General features: G+C 41.7%; 10 protein-coding genes. 5 read left to right on the top strand and 5 right to left on the bottom strand.

Translation table 11 applies throughout. The features are described from left to right. Positions 1-72 precede the first annotated feature (72 nt). Both ACQY4U_RS13400 and ACQY4U_RS13395 read left to right on the top strand, forming a co-directional pair. Positions 73-1614, top strand: a complete 1542-nt coding sequence (locus tag ACQY4U_RS13400; protein ID WP_428329942.1) for an acyl-CoA carboxylase subunit beta — start codon at positions 73-75, stop codon at positions 1612-1614. Positions 1615-1722: 108 nt separating this feature from the next. Next, the gene (locus ACQY4U_RS13395) at positions 1723-2151 is read left to right on the top strand and encodes a GNAT family N-acetyltransferase (RefSeq protein ID WP_428329941.1); all 429 of its coding nucleotides are present in this window, start codon (positions 1723-1725) and stop codon (positions 2149-2151) included. Here ACQY4U_RS13395 and ACQY4U_RS13390 read toward each other — a convergent pair. Next, complete coding sequence (locus ACQY4U_RS13390; protein ID WP_428329940.1) at positions 2123-3034, bottom strand: DUF6340 family protein; 912 nt, start codon at positions 3032-3034, stop codon at positions 2123-2125. The two genes, ACQY4U_RS13395 and ACQY4U_RS13390, sit on opposite strands and share 29 nt — an antisense overlap. 282 nt (positions 3035-3316) lie before the next feature. On the opposite strand from ACQY4U_RS13390, the gene ACQY4U_RS13385 reads away from it, so the two are divergent. Together ACQY4U_RS13385 and ACQY4U_RS13380 are read left to right on the top strand one after the other, a co-directional pair. Further along, entirely contained in the window at positions 3317-4432 is a 1116-nt protein-coding gene (locus tag ACQY4U_RS13385; RefSeq protein WP_428329939.1) for a M42 family metallopeptidase, read from the top strand. Between the two features lie 107 nt (positions 4433-4539). Then, a complete protein-coding gene (locus ACQY4U_RS13380) occupies positions 4540-5442 on the top strand; it encodes a nucleotidyltransferase family protein (protein WP_428329938.1) in 903 nt (300 codons plus the stop codon). A 63-nt stretch (positions 5443-5505) separates the two neighbouring features. Here the strand turns inward: ACQY4U_RS13380 and ACQY4U_RS13375 are convergent, their stop codons facing one another. Next, positions 5506-6201 carry a hypothetical protein gene (locus tag ACQY4U_RS13375; protein WP_428329937.1) on the bottom strand — a complete coding sequence of 232 codons (696 nt, stop codon included), beginning with the start codon at positions 6199-6201 and terminating at the stop codon, positions 5506-5508. Between the two features lie 229 nt (positions 6202-6430). On the opposite strand from ACQY4U_RS13375, the gene ACQY4U_RS13370 reads away from it, so the two are divergent. Further along, entirely contained in the window at positions 6431-8749 is a 2319-nt protein-coding gene (locus ACQY4U_RS13370; RefSeq protein ID WP_428329936.1) for a glycoside hydrolase family 31 protein, read from the top strand. A gap of 484 nt (positions 8750-9233) precedes the next feature. Here the strand turns inward: ACQY4U_RS13370 and dnaK are convergent, their stop codons facing one another. The 3 genes from dnaK to rplQ all read right to left on the bottom strand — a co-directional run bounded on the left by dnaK (position 9234) and on the right by rplQ (position 12458). Next, positions 9234-11144, bottom strand: coding sequence for a molecular chaperone DnaK (dnaK, locus tag ACQY4U_RS13365; RefSeq protein WP_428331750.1), 1911 nt, complete (start codon positions 11142-11144; stop codon positions 9234-9236). 369 nt (positions 11145-11513) lie between these two features. Then, complete coding sequence (locus tag ACQY4U_RS13360) at positions 11514-11705, bottom strand: class IIb bacteriocin, lactobin A/cerein 7B family (protein WP_428331749.1); 192 nt, start codon at positions 11703-11705, stop codon at positions 11514-11516. Positions 11706-11903: 198 nt separating this feature from the next. Beyond that, on the bottom strand, positions 11904-12458 hold the full coding sequence (rplQ, locus tag ACQY4U_RS13355) for a 50S ribosomal protein L17 (protein WP_428329935.1): 555 nt from the start codon (positions 12456-12458) through the stop codon (positions 11904-11906). Positions 12459-12484: the final 26 nt, after the last annotated feature.

The following is a 12484-nucleotide window of genomic DNA, read 5'->3' as shown; positions in this document are numbered from 1 at the left end:
TGCTTAATTTCTATCGCCGGGGCGTTCCATCTTTCAGCTAAAATTACCATCTTGCAATTATAAACCCGAACTGTGAATAATAAGATAAAGTTATTAAAGCAAAAACGTGACGAGGCCCTTTTAGGTGGCGGTAAGGCACGCATTGAAAGTCAGCATAAAAAAGGAAAACTTACCGCACGTGAGCGCCTACATTTTTTGATGGACGAGGGCTCGTTCCAGGAGATCGGGATGCTGGTTTCGCACCGGTCTACCGATTTTGGGATGGAAAAAGAGAAATATCCCGGTGATGGTGTGATAACTGGTTATGGCACCGTAAATGGCCGGCTGATCTATGTTTTTTCGCAGGACTTTACCGTTTTTGGTGGCTCCCTATCAGAAACGCATGCCGAAAAGATCTGCAAGATAATGGACCTCGCCATGAAAAATGGCGCCCCGGTTGTAGGGCTCAATGATTCGGGCGGTGCACGGATACAAGAGGGTGTGGTATCATTAGGCGGCTATGCCGATATATTTTATAAAAACACAATGGCATCGGGCGTTGTGCCACAGATCTCGGCCATTATGGGCCCATGTGCCGGCGGAGCGGTTTACTCACCAGCCATTACTGATTTTATTTTAATGGTTGAAAATACCAGCTATATGTTTGTTACCGGGCCAAACGTAGTAAAAACGGTAACTCACGAGGTAGTAACATCCGAAGAGCTGGGCGGGGCAAATGCCCATGCCACCAAATCGGGCGTAACGCATTTTGCCTGCGCCAATGAGATAGAAGCCATTCAGCATGTAAAAAAACTATTGAGTTACATGCCGCAAAATTGTGAAGATACAGCCCCGGCCCTGCCTTACGAAACTAAGAACGAGATAAGAGAAGAACTGAATACCATACTCCCTGAAATAGCCTCACAACCTTATGATATAAGGGAAGTTATTGACCATATTATTGATGCAGGTTCGTTTTTAGAAGTGCATAAAGATTTTGCAGAGAACATTGTAGTAGGCTTTGCCCGTTTGGCAGGGCGCAGTATTGGCATTATAGCCAACCAGCCCGCATTTTTAGCGGGTGTGTTAGATATTAACTCATCAACCAAGGGTGCGCGTTTTGTGCGCTTTTGCGATAGCTTTAATATCCCCTTATTGGTTTTGGAAGATGTACCGGGCTTTTTGCCGGGTACCGACCAGGAATGGAATGCCATTATCACCAACGGCGCCAAATTGCTTTATGCATTTTGCGAAGCCACTGTGCCCCGTATTACTGTAATAACCCGCAAGGCTTATGGTGGTGCTTACGATGTAATGAACTCCAAACATATTGGTGCGGATATGAACTATGCATGGCCATCGGCAGAGATTGCGGTAATGGGTGCTAAGGGTGCAGCCGAAATTATTTTTAAGCGTGAGATAAATGCAGCCGAAGACAAGGAAGCCAAATGGAAAGAAATGGAACTTACCTATTCGGACATATTTGCCAACCCTTACCGCGCCGCCGAACGTGGCTTTATTGACGAGGTAATAGAACCTGCCGAAACCCGCTTAAAACTGATCCGTGCCTTTAAAATGTTAGAGAATAAAGTAGTTAATAATCCTAAAAAGAAACACGGGAACATTCCATTGTAGGCAAAAGGCGAAAGGCACGATCAAGCGTGAACACTTGATCGTGCTATAGAATTATCAGACTTAGCAAAACCTTTAGCCTTTTACCTCCCTAACTGGACTTAAATAGTAATGATTATAGAACAAATACCTCCCGAGCTTACCTGGAAACTGCGACGCGATGTTTTATATCCGGGTATGATGAAGCACCAGATGGAAATGGAGGTTGACAGCGAAGGCATCCACTTTGGTGCTTATAAGGATGATAAACTGGTGGGCGTAGTTTCAGTATTTCAGCAGAGCACTGAATTTCAGTTCAGAAAATTAGCTGTTGATGTAAGCCTGCAAAACAACGGGATAGGCCGTAATATTTTAAATTACATCACTAATTATATAGCGGAAAACGGCGGCACCCGCATTTGGTGCAATGCCCGTACCAATGCCATTGGCTTTTATCATAAATTGGGTTACATTCAAACCGGTGAAGCCTTCACTAAAAACGGTTTGGATTATGTGATCATGGAAAAGGCCGTTATTCCTGTTTCAGATCCGCTAAAATAGCGGTGGCATAATCACTCTTCTTTTTATCTGATGATTGCTGGGCCATATCAATAGCACCTTCAATATTTCCCTTCGCTTCGTAAACTACCGCCAAGTTATAGGCCGATTTTCCGGCTATCTCCGGGTTTACATCATGCGTTAATGGCGTAAGCAGGCTGTCTGCCTTGTTTAAATTTCCAGCTAAAATTTGTTTTACGGCAGGTTTCAAATAATCGTCGTTATAAAGCGGCCTGTCGTGCGTAATGGTGTAGGGAAAATAATCCTGCAATGCATTTTGGGCTGCATGTGTGGCGGCACTGGTAAAGGCCGATTTATTACCCTTCACAGTAGGGTGGATAAGCAGGTTACCTAATAAACCAACATCCGGCCTGTCAGACTGCGGATCATCAACCGTACCTTTTAATTTTTTGTAAAATAAGCCATTACTTTCGTACAGCATAAAGTCTACCTCGGCATTAATATCATAATAAGCTGTACCGCCAGCTACCTCAGTTAAGCCAATTTTGGCAGCAAAGTTTTTCAAAACCAAAACATAGTCGGCATGATATTTAAGCGCCAGTGTTTTTACCGAATCAGGGTTAACCTTAAACGCAACCGAATCAACCATGTTAATGACCTTAACATGCCTTAAAGTGTTAAAAGAATTCTCGGCAGTACGGGCGGCAGTAAAGGCACCGGCTGTAAATACATCAAGCTTTTTCTTATTGCTGATGTTTAGCGTATTGCTATCAAACTGGTTAATGATGAGTATTGTGGTTGAGTCGCGGCTGAAAGTTATTTTGGCCGTATAATCAACCGGAACCGGAACGGTTACCAATTGTGCTAAACCACAGGCACTTAAAAAAAGCAAAAGTATAAGGCAACCTGGTTTTAATAATTTCATAGTGTAGATAAATAGTGCAACCTAAATTATGATTTAATAATGAAAGTAAAATGAAAAAACCAGCCCATTTTTATGCAGGCTGGTTCCACTAACTAACTGATCTTATTTGAAATTTACTCGCCGCAAAGGAACACTTGTTATGTAAATTTGATATTAAGGCATTAACAAATATGGGTTATGCTTTACAGGGGCATCCTTTTCTCAGTAACAGACAATTTCATTTCTACCTATCATCAATATCGTTATATTTGCCTTTGTCTACCAGAGTCTTTTGACAAAAACATGGCTAAAAAAAAACACGAAGCTGATAAGCACATCGCTATTGTAAATGATAAATCACTATCATTTTTCGAAAAATATATAAACAACCCATCGCCCACCGGTTTTGAGTGGAAAGGCCAGGAGTTATGGCTTGAATATCTTAAACCATACATTGATGATCATTATGTAGATAACTATGGCACTGCGGTGGGTATCATTAATAAAGATGCCCCCTACAAGGTAGTTATTGAGGCACATGCCGATGAAATATCATGGTTTGTAAACTATATAACCAGCGATGGTTTGATATATGTGATCCGTAATGGTGGCTCTGACCACCAGATAGCTCCTTCAAAAAGGGTAAATATCCATACCGATAAAGGCGTTGTGAAGGCCGTTTTCGGCTGGCCGGCAATCCACACCCGTGGCGCAGGTGAAAAGGAAGAAGCCCCAACCCTTAAAAATATCTTTTTAGATTGCGGCTGCACCTCAAAAGACGAAGTTGAAAAATTAGGCATCCATGTAGGTTGCGTAATAACTTACGAGGATGAGTTTATGGTGTTAAACGACCGCTATTATGTTGGCCGCGCATTAGATAACCGTGCTGGTGGCTTTATGATTGCCGAAGTTGCGCGCCTGTTAAAAGAAAATAACATAACGCTGCCTTTTGGCTTATACATAGTAAATGCGGTACAGGAAGAAATTGGCCTGCGTGGCGCCGAAATGATAGCCCATCACATTAAACCTAATGTTGCTATTGTTACCGATGTTACGCATGATACGCAAACGCCGATGATCAATAAGATAACCCAGGGCGATCTGGCCTGTGGCCGTGGTCCGGTAATATCTTATGCGCCTGCGGTGCAAAACAACCTGAACAAATTGCTGATAGAATCGGCAGATAAAGCAGGTATTCCGTTTCAGCGCCAGGCGTCGTCACGCTCAACAGGTACCGATACTGATGCATTTGCCTACTCAAACGATGGTGTACCGTCTGCCTTAATATCATTGCCATTAAGGTATATGCACACAACGGTTGAGATGATACACAAAGAAGATGTTGACAATGTGATCCGTTTGATATACGAAACTTTGTTAAATATTAAAGCCGGACAGGATTTTAGATATATTAAATAAATATTACACAAATAAAAACTATTTACTGTAATAACTATTATTATTATCCGGAAGGAACAAGATAAAAATGTCAAATTTACAGTTATTATATTGCGCTTAAAAACATTATGAAACCTACCTTACTAATATTGGCCGCAGGAATGGCCAGCCGCTATGGCAGCATGAAACAAATTGATGGTTTTGGCCCTAACGGCGAAACTATTATTGATTACTCTATTTACGATGCCATTAAAGCCGGCTTTGGTAAAGTAAGCTTTATAATCCGCGAGGAATTTGCAGAACCGTTTAAAGCTATTTTTGAACCTAAACTGGCAGGCCGTATTGAAACTGATTACGTGTTTCAAAGCTTTGACCTTAAACCTTTTGGTATTGATAAAGAGATTGAACGTGCAAAACCCTGGGGTACTGCCCATGCTGTATTGTCAGCACGCAACCAGATCAATGAGCCTTTTTGTGTAATTAATGCTGATGACTATTATGGTTATGATGCCTTCAAAAAAATGGCCGACTTTTTAAATAACGAAGCGGCTGACGATAAATTTTCAATTATAGGCTACCAGGTTGATAAAACTTTATCAGAGTATGGTACCGTATCACGTGGTGTTTGCCAGGTTGATGAAAACGGTAACATGGTGGCTATTAACGAGCGCTTGAAAGTTTACTTTGCAAAAGATGGCAGCGTTGTTTATGAAGAAGATGGTAAAGAATATCCTTTGGCTTCAAACACGCCTGTATCTATGAACTTTTGGGGCTTTACACCAGCTGTATTTAAATTAACAGCACCATTGTTTAAAGCCTTTGCCGAAAAGAATGCAAACGATCCTAAAGCCGAGTTCTTTATACCGCTTATTGGCGATGAACTGATAAAAAGCGGCGAGGCCAGCTTTAAGGTGATCCCTACCGATTCAAAATGGTTTGGTGTAACTTATAAAGAAGATAAACCAATTGTACAAAAAAGCATTTCAGAACTGGTAGCTAACGGAACCTACCCGGCAAACCTTTGGGATTAATTCTTTATACTGTTTGATATTAAAAGATCCTGCCCAACGGCGGGATCTTTTTTTTTAGCAATTTTAATTACCAAGTATTAGTTTACTGTATAAATGCTCATTCCTTTTAAAGCTCGCGAACGAGGTTTTTATATAGTTAATCAGTTCGTAATCATTCCATACATTAAGTTGCTTAAGGGTGGGAATGTAAGCAAGCCTGAATGCTTCCACCTCATTATCCCCTATCGGGATCACCTTTTTAATGGCGGAATCATTAAACCGTTCATCAACTTTTTTTGATGCCAATGCCTGGTGGGCATAACGGTTAAAGCGGCGGGCATCCTTTACTTCACTTTTAAAGTTCTCGTAAATAAAGGTCATGGGTTTTAATATCAGGTAGTAGTAATGAGGCGTACCCGTATAAAAAACACTCTTTTCCCGGTACCCACGCTGAACCTCTTTTATATCAGCATTTAATGAATGTTCCTTTACAATAACCTCGTTTAACTGAATGGCCGGTTCAAGAAATATCACCTGGTCGGTAAAATCCTTAATAACAAACTCGGCACCCAAGTAATTATCATCCTTAAAGCTAATGGTATCCCCTGCCGAAGCCTGGATGCTAAAAACACCCAATGTATTTGACACTGCCTTAGCCTGGCTGCGTTTATTTATAATACTTACCCCTCCCAGCCTGTTGCTTGTACCGCTTTTCAATAATAAGCCTTGCTGTACTTTAATAATTTGCGCACCGGCTATACTACACGCTGCCAATAACATACACACACAAATTATTGCTTTGTAAAACATATTATACTAAACTAATACTACTGGCACACACTCAACATATTTTAACCTATTTTAACACGAAAAGAAATCTCCGGTAACGTTCCCGGAGATTTTTATTTACTTTTGACTCCAACCAATTTTCAATTTAATGAAACGTTATTACTGTTCAATCCTTATCCTATTGTTACTTTATTCATCAAGGATAATTGCCCAACAACACATGCAAACAGAGATTTTAGGAAACACAGAAAGTACCGCCAAACAAGGCAACGTCTTAATTATAAAAACCAAAGAAGCCGAGGCACGCATCTGGGTATACAGCCCGAGCGTTATCCGTATTAGTATCAGCAAGCAGCACAGCGCCGATACTTCCTTCGCGGTGATCCAAAAGCCCGGCGAAAAGCTAAACTACACCGAATCGGCAGATGAAATTGTGCTCACAACCGCTTCATTAAAATTGCGTATCGGTAAATCGCCGTTACGGTTTAACTTTTATACAGCTGATGGCAAAGTATTAAGCGAGGATGACCCGCGTTTCGGTACCAACTGGCAGGGATCGCGCGTGGTTAACTACCGCAAACTTTACCCGGATGAAAAATTTATCGGTTTGGGTGAAAAAACAGGCGACCTGAACCGCAGGGGCAGCTCCTACGTAAACTGGAATACTGATGCGCCGGATCATGGCCCTAAATCTGATCCGCTGTATGAAACCTTTCCATTCTTTATCGGCCTGCACAGCGGCCTAACCTACGGACTGTTTTTTGATAATACCCACAAAAGTTATTTTGATTTTGGTGCTACCACCGATGAACAGATGAGCTGGTTTGGTGCCGATGGCGGCGATATGAACTATTACTTTTTTGGGGCGCAAAGTGTAAGTAAAATTATTGAGGACTATACCTGGCTAACCGGGCGCATGGAAATGCCCCCACTCTGGACTTTGGGTTACCAGCAATGCCGCTGGAGTTATATGAGCGCTGCCGAAATATTGGATATTGCCGAAACATTCCGCAAGCAAAATATCCCGGCGGATGTGATGTATTGTGATATTGATTACATGGATCATTACAAGATCTTTACCTGGAACAAAGAAACTTTCCCTGATCCTAAAAGCTTTATTGATAAGCTGAAAGCCATGAACTTTAAGCTGGTTAATATTGTTGACCCGGGCATAAAGGTTGAGCCGGGCTATAAGCAGTATGACGAGGGCGTTGCCAAAAACTATTTTGCCACCTACCCTACCGGCGAAAAATTTGTAGGCAGTGTTTGGCCGGGTCGCTGTCATTTTCCTGATTTTTTCAGGGAAGATGTACGCAAGTGGTGGGGTACATCATTCAGCGCATTGACAGAACCGGGCGTTGCCGGTTTTTGGAACGATATGAACGAACCTGCCGCCTGGGGACAAAATATCCCGTGGATGGTAAAATTCGGCGATTATTATATGCCAGAGATACGTAATGTATACGGCATGGAGATGGCAAGGGCCACTTACGAGGGCACTAAGAAATTATTAGGCAATACACGACCATTTGTACTCACCCGTGCAGCCTATTCAGGTACGCAGCGCTATTCGGCGGTGTGGACGGGTGATAACTCTGCCTATGATGCCCATATGCTGTTAGGACAGCGCCTGGTGAACAGCCTGGGTTTAACAGGCATGTCAATGGTTGGGGTTGATATTGGCGGCTTCTCCGGCGACCCTACACCCGAACTAATGGTGCGCTGGAACTCTTTAGGCGTTTATACACCGATGTTCCGCAACCATGCCATGAAAGGCACCAAGTACCGCGAACCGTGGCGCTGGGGTAAAGAGAATGAGGCTATCATCAAAAAAGACATTGAGCAGCGTTACCGCATACTGCCATACTTGTATTCTAGTTATTACCAGTCGCACAAAACAGGTATCCCGGTTAGCCGCACATTGGCAATCAACTACACACAGGATACCAGTATTTATAATGAAAAATACCAGAACCAGTTTTTATTTGGCGATGCCCTGCTAATTGCCCCGGTTGAAAGCACCCGCTTAACCGAAGATGTTTACCTGCCCAAAGGCGATTGGTATCGTTTAAGCTCGGGCGAAAAGTATGAAGGTGGTAAATCGGTCAATGTACCGTCGCCGTTAACAGATCTGCCAGTGTTTGTTAAAGCCGGTGGCATTATCCCTATGCAAAATGTGATACAAAGCACCGCCGAAAAAGGCGATGGTATTTTAGAGGTAAACGTATGGTACGGCAATGAAGCTAACAGCTTTGTTTATTATGAAGATGATGGCTCATCTTACGATTACCAAAAGGGTTCTTATTACAAACGCGAGATTAGCTTTGATGCTGATAAAAGCAGCATCAGCCTGTCGGCTGCTGAAGGGTCATTTACTTCAAAGTACAGCAAAATAAAATTAGTGATGCATGGATTTAAAGGCCATATCAAAACCTTTGAAGTAAACGGCAAACCAGTTAAGATCTGGCCTGATGTTGATAATGGTACTGATTATAGTTTGTTTGATAACGATAGTAAGGGGATAAAAATAGCCTATTGATTAGCATAGAAAAATCCATCCTATTATCCCAGCATCATTACGAGGCTACGAAGCAGTCACCGACTGTACAGACCGGCTCTTCAAACCGGAGGATTGCTTCGTCGTTCCTCCTTGCAACGACGAATGATTATAACATTTGGCTCGGGCTGTCATCCTGAGGCACTCGAAGGATGAGCGCAGGGCCTCTGCCCGAATGCTTCGAATGTTCAATCATGACGAGGCCTGATAAATCATAGTTTGCGTTAGGGATAGGCAGCGGATACCGGCCTGTGGCTAAGGCCTGGTGCAGTATGAGCGGATAGCCCGGCCCGCAGGGAAACGCCCGAATCTGTAATTATTATTTCGCAAATAAGAAAACTCTTATGTGAACTTCCCGGTTTCAGTTCATGTTTCAGATCCAATTTTAACAGATCTTTTTAAACAAAAAAACCCCGGCTAAAATAGCCGGGGTTCAATATGATCACCTCTCAATTAATTGAGCGAATTATTTTACTTCTTCGAAGTCAACATCAGTAACTGCATCAGCATTACCTTCGGCATGTGGTGCACCTGCATCACCTGCTCCTGGCTGTGCCTGACCTGCGTCAGCACCTGCTTTGTACATTTCTTCTGAAGCTACGTTCCATGCATTGCTTAATTCAGCCTGTGCTGTATCAATTGCACCAAAGTCTTTAGCTGCATAAGCTTCTTTCAATTTAGCTAAGCCAGCTTCGATCGGTGCTTTTTTATCAGCAGAGATCTTATCGCCATACTCTTTCAATTGTTTTTCGGTTGAGAAGATCAGACCATCGGCAGCGTTAAGTTTTTCAACTTCTTCTTTAGCCTTTTTGTCTGAATCTGCGTTTGCTTCAGCTTCTTCTTTCATACGTTTGATGTCAGCATCTGATAAGCCTGATGATGCTTCAATACGGATCTTTTGCTCTTTACCTGTTGCTTTATCTTTTGCAGCTACGTTTAATATACCGTTAGCGTCAATGTCAAACGTTACTTCAACCTGTGGCACGCCACGAGGTGCAGGAGGTATACCATCTAAGTGGAAACGGCCAATTGTACGGTTACCCGAAGCAATAGGGCGCTCACCCTGTAATATGTGGATCTCTACTGATGGCTGGCTATCAGACGCAGTTGAGAACACTTCAGATTTTTTGGTAGGGATAGTAGTGTTAGCTTCGATAAGCTTAGTCATTACACCGCCCATAGTTTCAATACCTAATGAAAGCGGGGTAACATCTAACAACAATACATCCTTAACTTCACCTGTTAATACACCACCTTGTATAGCTGCACCAATAGCAACTACTTCATCAGGGTTAACACCTTTTGAAGGTGCTTTGCCGAAGAATTTTTCAACAGCTTCCTGAATAGCAGGGATACGGGTTGAACCACCTACTAAAATGATCTCGTCAATATCAGCAGTTGTTAAGCCTGCATTTTTCAATGCTGAACGGCAAGGCTCAATTGTACGTTTAATTAAGCTATCGGCTAATTGCTCAAATTTAGCTTTGGTTAAAGTTTTAACCAAGTGCTTAGGCATACCGTCAACAGCAGTAATGTATGGTAAGTTAATTTCAGTTTGTGCAGTGCTTGATAATTCTATCTTAGCTTTTTCTGAAGATTCTTTTAAACGTTGTAAAGCCATTGGATCTTTACGCAGATCAATACCTTCGTCGTTTTTAAATTCGTCAGCTAACCAGTCAATAATTACCTGGTCAAAGTCATCACCACCTAAGTGTGTATCACCATCCGTTGCTTTAACTTCAAATACACCATCACCTAATTCAAGTACAGAAACGTCATGTGTACCGCCACCGCAGTCAAACACAGCAATTTTCATATCCTTGTGTGCTTTATCAAGGCCATAAGCCAATGCAGCAGCAGTAGGTTCGTTTATAATACGACGTACTTTTAAACCAGCAATTTCACCGGCTTCTTTAGTAGCCTGGCGCTGTGCATCGTTAAAATAAGCCGGTACAGTAATAACTGCTTCAGTAACTTCGGTACCTAAAAAGTCTTCAGCAGTTTTTTTCATTTTTTGAAGAATGATCGCTGAAATTTCTTGCGGGGTATACATACGGTCGCCAATTTCAACACGCGGAGTGTTGTTATCGCCTTTAACCACTTTGTAAGGTACACGTGATGCTTCTTTAGTAACCTCGTTAAACTGGTTACCCATAAAGCGTTTTATAGAATAAATAGTTTTTGTTGGGTTTGTGATTGCCTGACGTTTAGCCGGATCACCAACTTTACGCTCGCCATTGTCAACAAAAGCTACTACAGACGGCGTAGTACGTTTACCCTCGCTGTTAGCAATAACTACGGGTTCATTACCTTCCATTACTGCAACGCAGGAGTTAGTTGTTCCTAAGTCGATTCCAATTATTTTAGCCATTTGAATATATTTTCTTGATTGATTGTTTTACTATAACACCTATTTATCAAGGGTTGTGCCAATATTGCTTTGGCAGAAAATATAGTTTAACAATGTCGGGATAATTATAAATAAGGCAGCATATTGCACACACTGGTGACAGGTTGGCAGAACTATGAAGTACTTAAAAGGCAGACACTAAAGGCAGTAATATGACAACTGGTGCAATATAGGAAGTTAGAATATAAAAAAACTTGCAGTTTTAATGATATATAACTAATGGGGATAGTTTTAATTTATAACTGATTATTTTTAGCAGATAAGTGCAGGATGATATTTTGTCATAACCAGGGTGGCCCTGGTATAATAACCGGGCTACCCTGGTTATTTAATACTTTACGCAACTCCGAAACATGAATTACTTGGGTACTCGCACAAGTGTGTTCCAGGGCATTGGCTAAGGCCTGTACAGCATCCTTGCGAATAAGAAACACCGTTTTGGCCTAATGAGCCACAACCAGGTAGTTTACCACCCTGAATTTCTTTCATTTCTTTTTTGGTAAGAGGTTTTCCAAAATTAGTTGACATGTTCTTCATAATTTAGTTTTGGCCCAGGTTTAGGTTAGGTACAAGGCTCACTACCTTAATTGCAAGTTAATTATAATTTTCAGGTTACCAAATTTAAATTAAACAACAATTTTAATTAATTTACAGGCAAGTATAAAATACAAAAAAGCCCCGTCCAAATTGGACAGGGCTTTTTTTAATATACTAAAGGTGAATTAATTATTCGCCTTTTTCTGCGTTTTCTTCGTTAGCAGCTGGTGCTTCAGGAGTTTCAACAGCCGGAGCTTCAGCTACTGGTTCAGCTTTAACAGCTTCTGCAGCTACCGGAGCAGTTTCAGCAGTTTTAGTTTTTGCAGCACCACCACGACGACGGGTTGATTTCTTTTCAGTTTTAGCTACATCAGTACCATAAACTGTATTGTAATCAACTAACTCGATCATTGCCATTTCGGCGTTGTCACCTAAACGGTTTTCCATTTTGATGATACGAGTGTAACCACCCGGGCGGTTAGCTATTTTCTCAGCAATCTCGCGGAATAAGATGTTTGTAGCATCTTTATCCTGTAAGTAACTAAATACTGTACGGCGTGAGTGCGTAGTATCGTTCTTTGATTTTGTAAGAATAGGTTCTACATAACCGCGTAAAGCCTTTGCTTTTGCTAATGTAGTAGTAATACGCTTGTGTAAGATAAGCGAAGTAGCCATGTTACTCATCATCGCCTTACGGTGACTGTTAGTACGGCCTAAGTGGTTTAATTTTTTTCCGTGTCTCATTGTTTTTTAATTTTTGCACGTGCATA

This window comes from Mucilaginibacter sp., assembly GCF_965277465.1.
Classification (GTDB): domain Bacteria; phylum Bacteroidota; class Bacteroidia; order Sphingobacteriales; family Sphingobacteriaceae; genus Mucilaginibacter.
The sequence above is the reverse complement of the archived record's forward strand: the minus strand, read 5'-3'. Positions and strand labels throughout refer to the sequence as shown.

Coding starts and splice junctions, on each gene's coding strand:
- ACQY4U_RS13390 (WP_428329940.1), bottom strand. CDS start 3,034: ATGAAATTATTAAAACCAGGTTGCCTTATACTTTTGCTTTTTTTAAGT.
- ACQY4U_RS13385 (WP_428329939.1), top strand. CDS start 3,317: ATGGCTAAAAAAAAACACGAAGCTGATAAGCACATCGCTATTGTAAAT.
- ACQY4U_RS13380 (WP_428329938.1), top strand. CDS start 4,540: ATGAAACCTACCTTACTAATATTGGCCGCAGGAATGGCCAGCCGCTAT.
- ACQY4U_RS13370 (WP_428329936.1), top strand. CDS start 6,431: ATGCAAACAGAGATTTTAGGAAACACAGAAAGTACCGCCAAACAAGGC.
- ACQY4U_RS13395 (WP_428329941.1), top strand. CDS start 1,723: ATGATTATAGAACAAATACCTCCCGAGCTTACCTGGAAACTGCGACGC.
- rplQ (WP_428329935.1), bottom strand. CDS start 12,458: ATGAGACACGGAAAAAAATTAAACCACTTAGGCCGTACTAACAGTCAC.
- ACQY4U_RS13375 (WP_428329937.1), bottom strand. CDS start 6,201: ATGTTATTGGCAGCGTGTAGTATAGCCGGTGCGCAAATTATTAAAGTA.
- ACQY4U_RS13360 (WP_428331749.1), bottom strand. CDS start 11,705: ATGTCAACTAATTTTGGAAAACCTCTTACCAAAAAAGAAATGAAAGAA.